The 16,437-nt window shown below is 56.0% G+C and carries 16 protein-coding genes and 1 tRNA gene; 6 read left to right on the top strand and 11 right to left on the bottom strand.

Features of this window, described 5'->3' with window-relative positions; genetic code table 11:
- Positions 1-29: 29 nt before the first annotated feature.
- From AC2FIP_RS10405 to AC2FIP_RS10390, 4 genes are all read right to left on the bottom strand, one after another.
- Positions 30-1,703, bottom strand: a complete 1,674-nt coding sequence (locus AC2FIP_RS10405) for a sulfatase-like hydrolase/transferase (protein ID WP_496786282.1) — start codon at positions 1,701-1,703, stop codon at positions 30-32.
- 66 nt (positions 1,704-1,769) lie between these two features.
- Positions 1,770-2,006, bottom strand: a complete 237-nt coding sequence (gene nqrM / locus AC2FIP_RS10400) for a (Na+)-NQR maturation NqrM (RefSeq protein ID WP_271948901.1) — start codon at positions 2,004-2,006, stop codon at positions 1,770-1,772.
- A gap of 14 nt (positions 2,007-2,020) precedes the next feature.
- On the bottom strand, positions 2,021-3,046 hold the full coding sequence (locus AC2FIP_RS10395) for an FAD:protein FMN transferase (protein ID WP_496786280.1): 1,026 nt from the start codon (positions 3,044-3,046) through the stop codon (positions 2,021-2,023).
- Positions 3,047-3,113: 67 nt separating this feature from the next.
- Positions 3,114-3,299, bottom strand: a complete 186-nt coding sequence (locus tag AC2FIP_RS10390) for a hypothetical protein (protein WP_496786279.1) — start codon at positions 3,297-3,299, stop codon at positions 3,114-3,116.
- 110 nt (positions 3,300-3,409) lie between these two features.
- Between AC2FIP_RS10390 and AC2FIP_RS10385 the strand changes: the two genes are divergently transcribed.
- Complete coding sequence (locus tag AC2FIP_RS10385; RefSeq protein WP_142636370.1) at positions 3,410-3,934, top strand: CBS domain-containing protein; 525 nt, start codon at positions 3,410-3,412, stop codon at positions 3,932-3,934.
- 3 nt (positions 3,935-3,937) lie between these two features.
- Here the strand turns inward: AC2FIP_RS10385 and AC2FIP_RS10380 are convergent, their stop codons facing one another.
- Positions 3,938-4,708: a metallophosphoesterase family protein gene (locus tag AC2FIP_RS10380; protein ID WP_496786278.1), complete on the bottom strand. Its 771-nt coding sequence runs from the start codon at positions 4,706-4,708 to the stop codon at positions 3,938-3,940.
- A gap of 159 nt (positions 4,709-4,867) precedes the next feature.
- Here AC2FIP_RS10380 and AC2FIP_RS10375 point away from each other — a divergent pair, with 159 nt between their 5' ends.
- Both AC2FIP_RS10375 and tviB read left to right on the top strand, forming a co-directional pair.
- Complete coding sequence (locus AC2FIP_RS10375; RefSeq protein ID WP_271948911.1) at positions 4,868-5,881, top strand: GDP-mannose 4,6-dehydratase; 1,014 nt, start codon at positions 4,868-4,870, stop codon at positions 5,879-5,881.
- Positions 5,882-5,886: 5 nt separating this feature from the next.
- Complete coding sequence (tviB, locus tag AC2FIP_RS10370; protein ID WP_496696970.1) at positions 5,887-7,170, top strand: Vi polysaccharide biosynthesis UDP-N-acetylglucosamine C-6 dehydrogenase TviB; 1,284 nt, start codon at positions 5,887-5,889, stop codon at positions 7,168-7,170.
- Positions 7,171-7,223: 53 nt separating this feature from the next.
- Here the strand turns inward: tviB and nqrF are convergent, their stop codons facing one another.
- From nqrF to AC2FIP_RS10340, 6 genes are read right to left on the bottom strand one after another with little or no spacing between them, the layout of a single operon-like run.
- Positions 7,224-8,447, bottom strand: a complete 1,224-nt coding sequence (nqrF, locus tag AC2FIP_RS10365) for an NADH:ubiquinone reductase (Na(+)-transporting) subunit F (protein ID WP_282021772.1) — start codon at positions 8,445-8,447, stop codon at positions 7,224-7,226.
- Positions 8,448-8,457: 10 nt separating this feature from the next.
- The gene (gene nqrE / locus AC2FIP_RS10360) at positions 8,458-9,066 is read right to left on the bottom strand and encodes an NADH:ubiquinone reductase (Na(+)-transporting) subunit E (protein WP_142636377.1); all 609 of its coding nucleotides are present in this window, start codon (positions 9,064-9,066) and stop codon (positions 8,458-8,460) included.
- Entirely contained in the window at positions 9,066-9,719 is a 654-nt protein-coding gene (locus AC2FIP_RS10355; protein ID WP_142636378.1) for an NADH:ubiquinone reductase (Na(+)-transporting) subunit D, read from the bottom strand. Before AC2FIP_RS10355 ends, nqrE begins: the two co-directional genes overlap by 1 nt.
- Positions 9,719-10,534 carry a Na(+)-translocating NADH-quinone reductase subunit C gene (locus tag AC2FIP_RS10350; RefSeq protein ID WP_271948921.1) on the bottom strand — a complete coding sequence of 272 codons (816 nt, stop codon included), beginning with the start codon at positions 10,532-10,534 and terminating at the stop codon, positions 9,719-9,721. Before AC2FIP_RS10350 ends, AC2FIP_RS10355 begins: the two co-directional genes overlap by 1 nt.
- A complete protein-coding gene (locus AC2FIP_RS10345) occupies positions 10,527-11,735 on the bottom strand; it encodes an NADH:ubiquinone reductase (Na(+)-transporting) subunit B (RefSeq protein WP_496786277.1) in 1,209 nt (402 codons plus the stop codon). The genes AC2FIP_RS10350 and AC2FIP_RS10345 overlap by 8 nt, the downstream gene beginning before the upstream one ends.
- Positions 11,736-11,740: 5 nt before the next feature.
- The gene (locus tag AC2FIP_RS10340; protein ID WP_496786275.1) at positions 11,741-13,084 is read right to left on the bottom strand and encodes a Na(+)-translocating NADH-quinone reductase subunit A; all 1,344 of its coding nucleotides are present in this window, start codon (positions 13,082-13,084) and stop codon (positions 11,741-11,743) included.
- Between the two features lie 276 nt (positions 13,085-13,360).
- On the opposite strand from AC2FIP_RS10340, the gene AC2FIP_RS10335 reads away from it, so the two are divergent.
- The 3 genes from AC2FIP_RS10335 to AC2FIP_RS10325 all read left to right on the top strand — a co-directional run bounded on the left by AC2FIP_RS10335 (position 13,361) and on the right by AC2FIP_RS10325 (position 15,588).
- The gene (locus AC2FIP_RS10335; RefSeq protein WP_496786274.1) at positions 13,361-14,476 is read left to right on the top strand and encodes a THUMP domain-containing class I SAM-dependent RNA methyltransferase; all 1,116 of its coding nucleotides are present in this window, start codon (positions 13,361-13,363) and stop codon (positions 14,474-14,476) included.
- 115 nt (positions 14,477-14,591) lie between these two features.
- A tRNA-Pro gene (locus tag AC2FIP_RS10330) sits at positions 14,592-14,668 on the top strand.
- Between the two features lie 197 nt (positions 14,669-14,865).
- Positions 14,866-15,588, top strand: a complete 723-nt coding sequence (locus AC2FIP_RS10325) for a hypothetical protein (protein ID WP_496786272.1) — start codon at positions 14,866-14,868, stop codon at positions 15,586-15,588.
- The last annotated feature ends 849 nt before the right edge of the window (positions 15,589-16,437 follow it).

The raw sequence follows: 16,437 nt of genomic DNA, 5'->3' as shown, positions 1-16,437 counted from the left end.
TGATCAGGTCAGAATTCATGTTACAAAGGCTATTCCTTGCCGGTATGGTCCAGATAGGGGCGCGCCTTGCGGCCCCGGTATTTTACCGTCAGCTCCAGCGGCGCGTCGTTTTCGTCATAGATTCCAATAACCACCCCTCTGCCCCGACTATTGGTGCGCATATCGATCAGTTGCTGTTCGGAACGTGTTGTGCGCTGCGACGGGCGACGCGCCCAAGTGAACAGATGGTCATACATCTTGGCGATGATATCCGCGTGTTCAGCACTGTTGCCAAGGTCGGTTAGTTCATTCGGGTCGTTTTCAAGATCGAACAGCAGTGGCCGATGCCCGCCTTCGCAATGGATCAGCTTCCAATTCTTGTTGGCCACCATGAACATCACTGCATCCCGAACCGAGGCATTCAGCTTTTCCGCCATGGGCGAGGCGGAATAGTCATACTCACTGACTACCACATCCCGAGGTGTCTCGACCTGATGGCCACGCAAGATCGGCAACAAGGAGTGACCTTCCAGAATGTGACCCGACGCTTCGCCTCCGGCTATGTCCAAGAATGTTGGGGCGAGGTCGATGGACTCGACCAGCGCGTCGCTCACAGTGCCACGGGTCGCCTCAGCCTCGGGGGATGGGTCATAGATGATCAACGGCACCTTGACCGATGCGTCCTGGAAAAAGGTCTTCTCACCCATCCAGTGATCGCCCAGAAAATCCCCGTGGTCCGAGGTTAACACGATCATCGTGTCCTCCATCCGACCCGTCTTTTCCAGCCATGCGAACAGCCGGCCCATCTGGTCGTCGGCCTGCTTGATCAGACCCATATAAGCGGGGATCACGGCGTCGCGCACATCCTGCCGCGAGAACGCCTCGCCAACCTTGGTGTCCATGAATGCCCGGAGCACCGGATGGGCATTCCGGCGTTCCGCCTCAGACCGAACCACGGGCAGGATATGTTCCGGTCCGTACATTGAGGCATAGGGTTCCGGCACGACATAGGGCCAATGCGGTTTGATAAAGCTCAGGTGGCAGCACCAGGGGCCGTCATGGGTTTCCACGAATTTGATCCCCCGCCCAGTCAGATAGGGCGTTTCGCTGTCTTCCTCGGCAATATTCGCCGGTTGGGACGAGTTCTTGAGAAACCAGCCCGACAGAACATTGCCCTCAGCGTCGAGACCTGAATTGGCGAAGTCATGCCAGGGGTTGTCACTGTCATATCCTTTGGCCGATAGGTATTTGTTGTATTCCTTGGCCCCGTCCGGGTCATAATACCCATCCGGCCCTTCGGGCAGCATTCCGTCATCACGCTCGAACACGTCGAACCCGCATTCGGCCACGCGGGCACCGATCAGACTGTCCGGTTCCAGCCCCAGCCGCGCCATGCCTTCGGCATCCGCGCGCATATGGGTTTTGCCCACCAGCCAACAGTCCATCCCAGCCTTGCGCAGATGATCACCCATGGTCATCTCACCCACTTTCAGCGGGATTCCATTCCAAGAAGCCCCATGCGAATGCACATAGCGCCCGGTATAGGTCGACATACGGGAGGAACCGCAAATAGGTGACTGGATATAGGCCCTGTCAAACCGCACACCACGCGCAGCCAAGCGGTCTATGTTGGGGGTGTGCAGATGCGGATGTCCGTAACAGCTCAGATAGTCCCAGCGCAGCTGGTCGAACATGATGAACAGGATGTTTCTTGCTTTGGCCAAATCTGCGCCCCCGTTATTCAGGGACCTGCTTAGCCAATTCCAACCGCCAAACGAAGCGCTAAGTTATTAGGCCTGCCGTTCCATCTGCTCAAGCATCTTTTGGGCGCGTTTGCACTGAAGCTTGTCGCGCAAGGGGCTGTTAGGGTCCACGTCCTTTTGGCAGACCACACATTTATCCGCACCCGAGATCGCATTCAGGCCACCGCAGCTGCCCTTGATGGTCTTACCCATCAACATTACACCCAGCGACATGCCAACCATGATGATCAGCAGTAGAATGAAGGCCAGAATAAAAGTGCTCATCTCAGCTCAACCCGTCAGTTGGTGCCCAACGCCTCTTTGAACGCTGTGCTGTGTACCGTGATATAGGCATCCTCACCGCCTGTCACATCCCGCGAGATGAAATACACGGCAAGTTTATGCGTCTCGGCAAGTTTCAAACCCTTTTCCTGACCCAAGGCCAACATCGCTGTCGCCCAAGCATCTGCCATCATAGCATTTTCGGCCAGTACCGTGACCGAAGTGGTCCGATGCGTGATCGGGCGGCCAGTAGTTGGGTCAATGATATGCGAATACCGCACACCATCTTGCTCAAAGAAATTCTTGTAATCGCCGGATGTCGCCATTCCCAGATCATCAAGTTGTACGATCAACTGCAGATTCTGCGCATCGGCCTGGGGTTTTTCGATCCCGATCCGCCAAGTCTCACCCTTGTCGTTATCGCCTCTTGTGACCAGATCGCCTCCGATCTCGACCATATAGTCCTCAATCCCAGCCGTGCGCAGCGTTTCGGCCACGGCGTCGATGCCATACCCCTTGGCAATGGCGGACAGGTTAATGCCGACTCCAGCATCGGCCTTCGCCAAAGTTCCGGCATCGCGATCCAGTTGCAGCAATCTGGCCTGTCCGACCCTGCCCAAAGCCGCCTGGATGTCAGCATCTGCGGGCACCGGATCTTCCGGTTTGCGCGGACCAAAGCCCCACAGCTCGATCAGCGGGCCGAGAGTCACGTCGAATGTACCCCCGGATTTCTCGTGCACATCATTCGCGGCATCAAGCACCAGCGCAAATTCATTCGAAACGGCAACAGGTTCAGTGCTGCCCGAGTCCGAGAAGGTCGAAACCTCGGAATTCGGGTCCCAGTTCGACATCTTTGCGTTAACTTCGGCCAGTGTCTGTTCGACCGCACCCGCCAGCGCTTCTTCATCAACATCGACACCGATGGCCGTGATGTTGAAGGTCGTCCCCATCGTTTCGCCTGACAGGCGTACCACCTCGGGCTCTTTGTCGAACAAGCAGCCGGAAATAAGTGTGGCGACAGCCAGGACTGGCAAGAAACGCATGTGGGTCCCTCCTGAGGAAAAGCGTGCCCGGCGTATGACAGCGGCCCCAATCAGAGTCAAACCTGCATCAGGCTTTCAGCGGCAGGAAGCCTAGCGCCAACAAACCGATTCCGGCGGGCACCCCGAACAGCCATGCTTTCTTTTGCCATCCCGGAGCCTGCTGTTTCCAGTTCATGCGAAAATTATGGCCACAAACGACAACCGCAAAAAATATCAGCGCGGCAACAGGGGGGGTCAGATAAAAGTTGGACAACGGGCCGGATTTCCTTGGTTTTTGGCAGTTTTCCCCGGTTTGGGCATTTGTACCCTATACAGGTCATATGGCTGCGGTAAGGTGAAAAGCAAAGCAAGAGGAGATTGCCCATGGCCCCAAGCTCTTACCAGCCACCGACACGCGGCGACAAGGCCGCGGCTGCCTCACATAGCCAGTCGGTTGAATCGAACCTTTCTCATACACAGACAACAGTCGAAAAGCTGCTTGTTGGCAAAGGGGACGCGGTTTTTTCCGTGCGCCCGAAAGACACAATTCATTCGGTGGTGAATATCCTCAAGGAAAAGCGGATTGGCGCTGTGGTGGTGACAGATCAGAACGGTACGCTTCAGGGTATCCTGTCCGAGCGTGATATTGTGCGCCGTATGGCTGATACTCCGGGCCAGACCCTGCCCCAATCTGTCGAAGATCTGATGACCCGGAGCGTACAAACCTGCGCGCCCGAGGATCTGTTGAACGATGTGCTGAAAACCATGACAGAGGGGCGCTTTCGCCACATGCCCGTCCTCAGCGATGGCCATCTTCGTGGCGTGATCACGATCGGTGATGTCGTGCATTTCCGCCTCAAAGAGCTGGAGTATGAAGCCCTTCGCATGAAGCAGATGATCGTCGGTTGACAGCTATTCCGGCTGCTCGTCGGTTGCGATGAACCGGACCTCGCCGGCGCGAATATCAGTGGCGGTCAACCTGCCACTGAAGAAGGCGCCGGTGTCGATCGAAACAACGCCATTCTCAGCGCGGGGCTCTGACGTGATCGTATGACCATGGACAACCCACTGGCCATCTTCCCGCATCTGCCGTGAGAAATTCGGATGGCCCCACAGGCGGACTTGGCGTGTCTGCTCATCCAATGGCTTGCCCGGGTCCAGCCCTGCATGCACCACGGTGACATTGCCGCTGGTCCAGGTCAGGGGGCGGGCACGCAGCCAAGACAGCAAATCATCGCCCATCGCGCGTCGCAATCTGTCAGCGACCGAGATGGCATTCGTGCCGACTGTGTCTTCATCCACACCGGTTATCCCAAATGAGGCGAGCGTCTGCAGGCCACCGTTTTGCAGCCAAAGCCTGCCGACCCGTTTTGGGTCATCGGTGAACCGCAGCAGCATCTCCTCGTGATTACCCAGCAGGCAAATGAAATCATTGCCCCGGACCCGGCTAAGGTGCCGTAACTGGTGCAGCACCTGGGCGCTGTAATTGCCACGATCAATGTAGTCCCCGACAAAAATCGTGGGGCAATCTGGGTCCAGCCTTGCCAGCAAAGTCTGCAACAGATCCAATCGCCCGTGGATATCCCCCACGGCATAAAACCTCTGGTCAGGCGCGATGTCAGAAACTGAATTCTGCGCCGCCTGAGGTTTTTTCCACCTGGTTTTGATCCAATCCCACACCATCGCAATTTCCTACCCTGACTGGCGGGCAACAACAATCCGCAAGTGAATTCGGGTTCCGGATTGCCCCAATGGCGCGGTTTGTGGGAAAATCCCCTTGACCTTGAGGGGCTGAAAGTATCCCTGATGTTTCAAACGGTTTTGGTTTGGGTCGAGGGTTAAATGAAGCGTGTATTAGTCACAGGCACAGCAGGGTTCATCGGTTTTCACCTGGCAAAACTGCTACTGGCCGAGGGGTTTCAGGTTCACGGCTACGATGGGATGACGGATTATTACGACGTCTCGCTCAAGCAGCGCCGCCATCAGATGCTCTTGCAATCCCCTGGGTTTTCCGCAACCGAGGATCTTTTGGAAAACTACGACCAGCTTGCAAAGGTCGCTGAGGAGTTTCAGCCCGAAGTGATCGTGCATCTCGCGGCGCAGGCTGGTGTCCGCTATAGCCTTGAGGACCCGCGCAGCTATATCAATTCCAACGTGGTCGGCACGTTCAACGTCATGGAAATCGCGCGCGAGCATAAGGTAGACCACCTTCTGATGGCTTCGACATCCTCGGTTTATGGCGCCAACGAGGTCATGCCCTTTACTGAGGTCGAAAAGGCCGACACACCGCTGACGATTTACGCCGCAACCAAAAAGGCAAACGAGGCGATGGGCCATTCCTATGCCCATTTGTGGAACCTGCCCACGACCATGTTCCGGTTCTTCACCGTTTACGGCACATGGGGGCGACCCGATCTTGCGCTCTATAAATTTGTGGACGCCATCCTGGATGACCGCCCGATCGATATCTATAACCACGGCGACATGTATCGAGATTTCACAAATGTCGAAGATCTTGTCCGCGGTATCCGACTGCTGATCGACGTCCCTCCGGTGCGGCCGGACAGCGCAGATGAGATTGAAGAAGGTGATAGCCTGTCGCCAGCGGCGCCCTGGCGCGTGGTGAATATAGGCAATGGCGACAAAGTGCGCCTGATGGATTTTATCGAAGCCATTGAGGAAGCTATCGGCAAGAAAGCCATCCGCAATTACATGCCTATGCAGATGGGTGATGTTCCTGCCACGTGGGCGAATAGTGATCTGCTGCAAAAGCTGACCGGCTATCGTCCGCAGACAAATTTCAAAGATGGAATCGCCCAGTTTGTCGAATGGTTCCGCGACTATCATGGTAAGTGACGCATATGCTTGAAACCGACCCCAATTCCCGAAAGATTGCTGTGATCGGGCTGGGTTATGTCGGCCTGCCCCTGGCCGTGGCCTTCGGCAAAATTGGCAAGGTGATCGGATTTGACATCAATGCGGCGCGGGTCGAGGCACTACGCGCTGGCGTAGATGCAACGCATGAGGTTGAGCCACATGACCTGAGCGCGGCGGGCGGCCTGAAATTCACAACCAACCCCTCGGAGATTGCCGATTGCGATACCTATGTCGTAACCGTCCCCACGCCGATCACCGCAGGTAAGCAGCCTGATTTAGCCCCCCTTCTGGCCGCGTCGGAAACAGTTGGCCACGTATTGAAACCCGGTGATTTGGTGATCTACGAATCCACCGTCTATCCCGGCGCAACCGAAGAAGATTGCGTTCCGGTGCTGGAACGCGCCTCGGGCCTGACCTTCAACACGGATTTCTTTGCAGGCTACAGCCCCGAGCGGATCAACCCCGGTGACAAGACCCACCGTATCGCGGACATCTGCAAAGTCACCGCTGGTTCAACCCCGCAGGTCGCTGATCTGGTTGACGCGCTCTATGCCAGGATCATCACCGCTGGAACCTACAAGGCCGAAAGCATCCGCGTGGCTGAGGCCGCGAAGGTGATCGAAAACACCCAGCGCGACCTGAATATCGCTCTGGTGAACGAGTTGGCGATGATCTTCGGTCGCATGGGCATTGATACCGAGGCTGTGCTGCGCGCAGCCGGAACCAAGTGGAACTTCCTGCCCTTCCGCCCCGGTCTGGTCGGCGGGCATTGTATCGGCGTGGACCCTTACTACCTGACGCACAAGGCCGAGGCCGTGGGCCATCACCCGCAGATCATCCTTGCAGGGCGGCGCCTGAATGACAGGATGGGCAGCTATGTAGTGTCGCAACTGGTCAAACGTATGACCCGTTGCGGTATCAATGTTGGCGCCGCCCGTGTTCTGGTGATGGGCCTGACGTTCAAGGAAAACTGCCCCGACCTGCGCAACACCCGTGTCGTCGACATTATCGAAGAATTGCAAAGCTATGGCATCAGCGTCGATGTCCACGACCCTCATGCCGACCCCAAAGCTGCGCAAGAAGAATACGACCTGGACCTGATCGACCAACCTGAGCCAGGGCTCTATGACGGGGTCGTCCTGGCCGTCGCGCATGCGGAATATCGGGCACTCGATCCTTTGCAGTTTCGAGCCTATGGCAAAGAAAACAGCGTAGTCTTCGACATCAAATCCTGCCTGCCACGCGAGGCAAGCGACCTGCGCCTGTAATCGAACCAAAGGACCTAAAATGAAACCGGCGCCACAGGGCGCCGGATAACTGATTACCCGCCGAAATCGTCGAGCATGATATCTTCGCGGTCCACACCCAGATCCAGCAGCATGTTGATGACCGACTGGTTCATGATCGGCGGTCCGCACATGTAGAACTCGCAATCCTCGGGTGCCGGGTGGTTCTTGAGGTATTCGTCGAACAGCACGTTATGGATAAAGCCGGTATAGCCTTTCCAGTCATCCTCGGGCTGGGCATCCGACAGGGCGACATGCCATTCGAAATTGTCGAACTCTTCCGCGAGGCTGTCGAAATCCTCGACAAAGAACATCTCTTTCTTGGACCGGGCACCGTACCAGAAGGTGATCTTGCGGTCGCGATTCTCAAGCCGTTTGAGCTGGTCGAAAATATGGCTGCGCATGGGCGCCATACCAGCACCACCACCGATGAACACCATCTCTCTTCCGGTCTCGCGGGCGAAGAATTCACCGAATGGACCCGAGATCGTGACCTTGTCACCCGGTTTCAGGTTGAAGATATACGACGACATCTGGCCCGCCGGTATCCCTTCGGAACCCGGAGGCGGTGAGGCAACCCGGACGTTCAGCATGATCATGCCCTTTTCGTCCGGATAGTTGGCCATGGAATAGGCGCGTTCGATGGGTTCGGCAACGACCGAGTCGTATTGCCACAGATTGAAGCGATCCCAATCTTCGCGATATTCCTCCTCGACATCGAAATCAGTGTATTTCAGCGCATGGGCGGGGGCTTCGATCTGGATATAGCCACCAGCGCGGAAATTCACATCCTCACCTTCGGGCAGGTCCAGCGTCAGCGCTTTGATAAAGGTGGCAACGTTTTCGTTCGACCGAACCGTGCATTCCCATTTCTTGACGCCAAAGACCTCTTCAGGGACTTCGATATCCATGTCCTGCTTGACCGCAACCTGACAGGACAGGCGGTCACCGCAAGCGGCCTCGCGCTTGGTGATATGGCTTTCCTCGGTAGGCAGGATCGAACCACCGCCGGAATGCACGCGCACGCGGCATTGCGCACAGGTGCCACCGCCGCCACAGGCGGACGGTACGAACAGTTTCTCAGCCGCCAGCGTTTGCAGCAGCTTGCCACCGGCGGGCACGGACACGGTTTTCTCACCATTGATGGTGATGTTGACATTGCCTGTCGACACCAACCGCGACCGGGCGGCCATGATAAGGGCGACAAGCGCCAGAACGATCAGCGTGAAAAGAATGACGCCAAGGCTAAAGGTTTCCATTGCCGCCCCCTTACAGTTTCACGCCCGAGAAGGACATGAAGGCCATCGCCATCAGTCCCGCGGTGATAAAGGTGATCCCCAGACCTTGAAGGCCGTCGGGAATGTCCGAGTATTTCAGCTTTTCGCGCACGCCCGCCATTGCAGTTATAGCCAGCGCCCAGCCAAAGCCCGAGGACAGACCATAGGTCGTCGCCTCTGCAAAGTTATAATCCCGCTCGACCATGAACAGCGATCCGCCCAGGATGGCACAGTTCACCGTGATCAAAGGCAGGAAAATCCCCAGCGCGTTGTAGAGCGGCGGAAAATACTTGTCCAAGACCATCTCAAGGATCTGAACCATGGCCGCTATCACACCGATATATGAGATCAGGCCAAGGAAGGTCAGGTCCACATCCGGGAACCCAGCCCAGGCCAATGCGCCGGGCTTCAACAGATAGGTCAGCAGCAGGTTGTTGGCGGGAACGGTGATCGCCTGCACGACCATGACCGAGATCCCCAGACCCAGCGCGGTCGAGATTTTCTTGGACACGGCGATGAAGGTACACATGCCAAGAAAAAAGCTGAGCGCAAGGTTTTCGACAAAGATGGCCTTTACGGCCAGTGAGATAAGCCCTTCCATCAGTGTGCCTCTACCTGCTGGATTTTGTATTCACGTTCTTCGACCTGGTTCGGCTTCCATGTACGGAAGGCCCAGATGATCAGGCCGATGATGAAGAACGCCGAAGGCGGCAACAGAAGCATACCGTTAGGCACGTACCAGCCGCCATTGTTCACAGTCTGCAAGATGGTGACACCGAACAGCGACCCGGCCCCCAACAGCTCGCGGATAAAGCCGACTAGCAGCAGGATCAGCCCATAGCCCATGCCGTTGCCAACACCGTCGATAAAAGATGCGATTGGGGGGTTCTTCATCGCAAATGCCTCGGCACGGCCCATCACGATACAGTTTGTGATGATCAGCCCGACGAATACCGACAGGGTCTTCGAAATCTGAAAAGCATAGGCCTTGAGAACCTGATCCACCAGGATCACCAGCGATGCGATGATCACCATCTGGACGATGATCCGGATTGAGCCGGGTATCTGGTTGCGCAACATCGAGATGAACATCGACGAGAAGGCGGTCACGAAGGTCACAGCCAGCGCCATTACAAAGGCCACCTGCAACGAGGAAGTCACGGCCAGCGCGGAACAGATGCCCAGGACCTGCAGCGTGATCGGGTTATTGTCGACAAGCGGGTCGACCAGCATCTCTTTCTTGGTCTGAGACATCAAAACTCTCCTGCTTGCAGTTTGGCCAGGAACCGGGCGTAGCCCGCGTCACCCATCCAGAATTTCACCAGGTTATCGACACCAACCGAGGTCAGAGTAGCCCCAGCAAGCGCGTCGACATAGAAATCGGGACCGGCGGCGGGTTGCGACTTGGCGACGGTAATCTGCAGCTCGCCTGAATCGTCGCGCAATTTCTTGCCATTCCACAGACCTTTCCATCGCGGGTTGTCCACCTCGGCGCCAAGGCCGGGGGTCTCACCATGCTGATAGAACTGCAGGCCGTAGATGTCGTTGCCGTTATTTTCTAGAGCGATAAAACCATAGAGCGTCGACCACAGGCCATAACCATGCAGCGGCAGGATCACTTTGTCTAAATCGCCCGCATCATCGCGCAACAGATAGATCACTCGGTACTTGGCCTGACGACCAATACCCGCCGGGTCAGTGTCCAATGCTACGCTGAGTTCAGGATCACTTGCAGCAGCCTGGTCATCAAAGGTTGCCGGATCGAACTGATCGTCGACAAATTCGCCGGTGGCAAGCTCGAGCACATGCGGCTCGAACGCAGCGAAGGCTTCGGTCACATCTATGCCCGGCTCGAAGACACCAGCCACTTGCAAAACGTTAACCTGTTTGTCCTTCAGCGCGTTGGCTTCTTGCACCGGGCGCAGGCTGACCGCAGCGGCGGAGACCACCATCGAGGCAACAAGACAGACGGCAACGGCGACGAAGATCGTCTTGCCAACCGAATCCGGCGAGGCGGCCAGAAAGCGAGCCAATGCGCCCTTGGGTTCTTGAGGTTGCGGATCAGACATGGCGACGCGCCCTCCGTTTGATATTGGCCTGCACGACGAAATAGTCGATCAGCGGTGCAAAGACATTGCCGAACAGGATGGCCAGCATCATGCCTTCGGGGAAGGCCGGATTAATCACGCGTATCATCACAACCATCACACCGATCAAGGCGCCATAGATATAGCGGCCCAGATTGGTGTGGCTGGCGGAAACCGGTTCGGTGACCATGAAGGTCAGGCCAAATGCATAGCCACCCAGAACAACATGCCAGTACCAGGGCATCGCGAACATTGGGTTGGTATCCGACCCGATCAGGTTCAGCAGCAGAGTAAATCCGATGGTCCCGGTCAGACAGCCAACGATCAGGCGGTAATTGGCAATCTTGGTCATCAGCAAGAAGGCCATACCGATCAAGCAGGCCAAGGTCGAGGTCTCGCCAAAGCTGCCCTGAATGGTGCCGTAAAAAGCGCTGGACCATGTGATCCCTTCGGCAGCAAGAGCCTGTACGCCCTCGGCCGCTGACACCGCCAGCGCGGTTGCACCCGAGAACCCGTCAACCGGGGTCCAGACCGAGTCCCCCGACATCTGCGCAGGATAAGCGAAGTACAAAAACGCACGACCAACCAGCGCGGGGTTAAGGAAGTTCTTGCCGGTGCCGCCAAATACCTCTTTGCCGATAACCACACCGAAGATGATGCCCAAAGCCACCTGCCACAAGGGTGTAGTGGCCGGCATAATCAGCGTGTAAAGCATTGATGTTACGAGGAAACCTTCGTTCACCTCATGACCGCGCACGGTGGCAAAGATGACCTCGAATATGCCGCCTGCGACCAGTGTGACGATGTAGATAGGCAGAAAATACATCAACCCGTGCATCACATTTGCAAAGACACTGCTGGGGTTCAGCGAGATACCAAACATCTGCAGCAGAGCGATGCGCCAACCGGCGGCAGAGTCCGGCCCGAGGCTGGCGATAGCCGAGTTGGCCTGATAGCCGGTGTTCCACATCCCCCAAAGGATACAGGGAATGGTCGCGATCACGACATAGGTCATGATCCGCTTCATATCCACGTAAGACCGCGCATGCGGGGCCACAGAGGTCACGGTTTTCGGAGTGTAGATAAAGCTTTCGACCATCTCGTAGATGGGGAAATACTTTTCGTACTTGCCGCCCTTGGTAAAGTTCGGCTCGATCCGATCGAAGAAGCTGCGCAAACCCATTTGGATCAGCCCTCCTTTTCAATCTTGTTCAGGCAGTCGCGCAGCGCCAGCCCGTATTCATATTTTGCCGGACAGGCAAAGCCGACAAGGCCCAGATCCTCTTCGTCCAGCTCGAGCGCGCCCAGAGCTTGCGCGGTATCGGTGTCCATCACCAGTAGTGCCCGCAGCAGTTGCGTCGGCAGATAGTCCTGCGGCATCAGCTCTTCGAACGTACCCGTGGGCACCATGGCGCGGCGCCCCCCATTCAGATTCGAGCTGAGCGCGTACAGCTTTTTGGTGAAAGCAGAACCCAGCACCGGCTGAACCGCAAATTTCGAAGGCATCGGGCGGATCCAACCCATCGGAATCTGGTCGTGGTCCTCACGGATGATGGTCATCTGCCTTGCAAAACGCCCCAGATAAGCCGTTGGGCCATCCGCATGCTGACCAGATAGGATCGAGCCCGAAATGATCCGTGCCGTGCCCTCCACATCAATCTCATCCCGGGTCAGGTCTTCGGTCGACGCTCCCATCACCGTACGGATCAGGCGCGGCTGACGGGCACCCGGGCCAGTCAGGGCGATCACCAGATTAGGGTCCAGATGGCCCGTCTGCATCAGGCGGCCAATCGCGATGACATCCTGATACCCGATGGTCCAGACCTGCTTTTCGCCCGCAAGCGGTTCGAGGAAATGGATGTGGGTACCGGCCAAACCCGCAGGATGCGGACCAGAGAATGCCGCCGCCTCTACGCCTGGCAGATCGCTACCCGGAACCGAAGCACCGTCCTGCTGGCACAAATAGGTTTTGCCCTCGGACAGCTTGGATACGACTACCAGACCATCCGCAAATGCTTTGCCCGCGTCATTGATGATGAGTTCTGCATCTCCGGCCAGTGGCTCGCTATCCATGGCTGTGACGAAAATCGCTGCTGGCTTGGTGCCCGGAACTGGCATCTTGGAATAGGGACGCGTACGGAAAGCGGTCCACAGCCCCGCGGCGCATAGCTTGGCGGTGACACCCTCGGCGCTGTCCGCATCACCAACTCCCGAGAAATCGATACCCGTGTCGTTGGCATCCGCAACCTCGATCACAACGCTCTGCAAAACCCGGCGCGCACCACGGTTGATGGCAACGATCTTACCACTTAGCGGGGCGACCATCATCGCCTCGGGTGCGTCCTTGTGACAGAATAGCGGAGTGCCACGTTGAACGTCATCCCCCTCCTGAACCAGCATTCGCGGTTTCAAGCCAAGGTAATCGCCCCCCAAAACCCCAACAGTCTTGAATTCTGGACCCGGATGGATGGTTTGCTCCGGTGCGCCTTGCACCGGCAACTCCAACCCTTTTTTCAGTTTGAAAGTTTGCATGTCGCTACGGTCTTCCAAGCCTCTTTACCTGTGCCGGCTGAGCCAACACCTATCTAGTGTCAGACAATAACGCGAGAATTCCAAGCAGTCGTCGCAAAAGCGTCGAATTGCGACTGAAATCCGCGGCCGTCCCTCTGATTGTGGCCCCTTTACGCGGGGATGATACCAAAAGCAAACCTGTAACCGTCAAAATTCCCTCACGGTATTCACTTTCTTGTATCACTTTCGCTGAAATTGCCTGTCGCGCCCCGATCATGTCCGGTGTAAGCACCCTTGATGGAACAAACGAACGATCTGGAAATTTTTCTGGTAGCAACGCCCGGACTAGAGGTGCCGCTGCATGCCGAGGCCACCGAACAGGGATTCGCCGATGCCAAGGTCATTGCTGGTGGCGTGGTTTGTCGGGGCGGGTGGCCCGAAGTATGGCGTGCCAACCTTTGCCTTCGGGGCGCAAATAAAGTTCTGGTTCGGATTGGCAGCTTTCCCGCTGTCCATCTGGCACAACTGGACAAACGCGCCAGAAAATTTCCGTGGTCAGATTTCCTGCGCCCGGAAGTGCCGGTAAAAGTCGAGGCGACAAGCCGCAAATCGCGCATCTATCATGCAGGTGCCGCGCGCCAAAGGATCGAGCGAGCGCTGGCCGAGACACTAGGGACTCCAATCTCGACAGATGCAGCCCTGCGCGTGCTTTTGCGGATTGAGAAAGACATCTGCACATTCTCGATCGACACCTCCGGAGAGCCCCTGCACAAGCGAGGTCACAAGACTTCCGTCGCCAAGGCCCCCATGCGCGAGACAATGGCGGCCATGTTCCTGCGTGAATGTGGCTATCGCGGGACCGAACCGGTGCTGGATCCCATGTGCGGGTCGGGCACTTTCGTCATCGAGGCTGCCGAGATCTCGTTGGGCCTGCTTCCCGGTCGTACGCGTAATTTTGCATTCGAAAGCCTAAGGAGTTTTGATCCCGACATCTGGTCCGACATGCGCGCCGGGTCAAAACCCCCTGCCCCCGAGGTTCAGTTCTTCGGCTCCGACAGGAATGCAGGCGCGATCGAGGCCGCAAAAGCCAATGCGGAACAAGCCGGTGTTTCGACCAATACAACATTTCATTGCCACTCCGTCAGCGATCTGAAGCCCCCGCAAGGTGCTGAGGGGTTAGTGATCGTAAACCCCCCTTATGGCGCCAGGATAGGCGATGAAAAACGTCTGCGATCCTTGTATGGGAGTTTCGGCAAGGTTCTGATGTCACGCTTCAAAGGCTGGCGCGTTGGCATCGTAACAAGCACCCCATCCCTGGCCCATGCCACGCGCCTTCCTTTGCTTCCGGCAGGGCCGGTAGTGGATCACGGCGGCACAAAAATCCGACTTTATCGCACTGACCGCCTGATCTGACATGGGGCTAATCACAGGGATTTTGAGCCTGTCCAAAGCCTGTTACTAATCACAAACCAGACCCAGAATCCCTCTTGCACATCCAAACCCTCAGGTATAAATCACCCGCCACGGTCGGAGTGTAGCTCAGCCTGGTAGAGCACTGTCTTCGGGAGGCAGGGGTCGGAGGTTCGAATCCTCTCACTCCGACCAATGATTGCAATGACCTGAAAAAGTGTCGCTCCGTTTAAAGTTGTGGGGTGTTTTTTTGGGCGAGTGTTCAAATAGCTTCGGTTTTTGGTAGATTCTTTCGGCGCAATGCCGGTGGTGGGGTGTTTTCCCGGACACTTACACACTATATTTTGAGCGGCCAAAGATTGACGAAGGTACATATATGCGAGAGAAGCAACGTGGCGACTGATCCTGTGCCGAACGGCGGCAGCGAAGATGGTTTGTTGAGTGTCATTTTCGACGTACTTGGAGCGGCAGGAGGCGTCATCTCCACAGCTGACTACTGGCTTGGAATTCTCACATCGTTCATTTTGCTATTCGTACGGCATAGGATAAAGCTCCCCAAGGTTCGGGTCACTGGCAGCGGCAGTCGCAGCGGCAAATTGGATAACGGCGATAAATTCAGTTCGTCACGCTTGAACATCACTAACGTACCGAGTTTCTTCGGGTACCCAGTGAAACGCGACACACTCTCCGTTGCATCAGCACTAATTTATGATCCTGCGACACGCCGGTACGAAGGTCATCGAATGCGTTGGCAGGGTGAACCGGACGATAAGCCATTCAACAAAGAAATCGACGCTGGTGAAAGTGCGCAGCTTTTTGTCCACGGCGCACACAACGGGCGAATTCATCATTATGCCGGAACGACGATCCATAATGTCGAACACAGCGAAACACTTCTGGAGATTGGTGACACCAGAAAGTTGGAAATTCATATCGTAGACAAGCTGCAGCGTAGATATAAAATCCCCTTTAAAATTTCGGCGAAAGAACAACGCAACCACGCGGAGGGCTTTAACGTTCAAGTGAGGGTAAAAACAACTCTCGCAGATCGGTGGCGAAACTTCCGATATGGTTTTGCCGACATGATTCGAGCGTTCACCACGCCCAGCTATTGAAACTTAGCGCATAGTGCTCGCGTCGTCGCAATTAAGGACGGCTTTTTCGTGTCGAGATTAGTGTAAAGTGGGGCCAACAAATCGGGAATCCGAAACCTGACGCCTCGTCGGCACCGCCACGGGTCATAGGTTCTCGCGACAAAGCAACGTGAGGGAGAAGGTAAAACCCCAAAGCATCCGCTGTCAAAGTTTATCCCCATGCATCAGTGCATGAAGCACAAGGTTCCGAACTCGATAGTTCTGAGTTCAAATGGAAGCCAGGGCCAGACGCTTTGGAAGTTTGGTGGTCGTAGCCATCCAACGGGTGCGCCATGGACATTCCAGCACTCAGAACAATGGCGAACGCGGTGACGAAGGAAATCAGTGCCTTTTTCATTTCTTGGTCCCTTTCGGTTGAGCGTGTTTGAAACGCTGTGTGTGCATTCAATTTGGCGATCTGTCGGTCAGATTTATTGCGATGACACATCAAGGTTTTGAGAAAAAACATCAATTTTACGCCCGTGGGCGTCGTCATTCCAGCGCCTGCGCACGCCCCTGAGGCTCTTTCGCCGAAGGTGAGATAGGCCCCAAGATCAGGTCCGTAATTAACTGTGGTCGATGAACAGGAACCGGTTTCTCTGTATCGCTGGCTTCTGGAAAACAGCCTGTAACCGCAAGCCTTGTTTCTTGGTGGCTCTGCCAAATCTGTCGCTCTGTCTGGCGGAATAGTCGTATTTAGCTTTCGCAATTTTTGATTATTGCTGATCATCAGGGTGAATTTGATGTATTCTTGCTGAATGTGCTGGGAATTGACCAGGAGGACGACCCAAACAAAGCGCTTATACAAAATTAGAAGCGACTAGGGAGGAA

Source organism: Ruegeria sp. CDSB114 (assembly GCF_059611025.1).
Note: the sequence above shows the minus strand (reverse complement) of the source record. Positions and strands in the feature narration are given on the sequence as shown.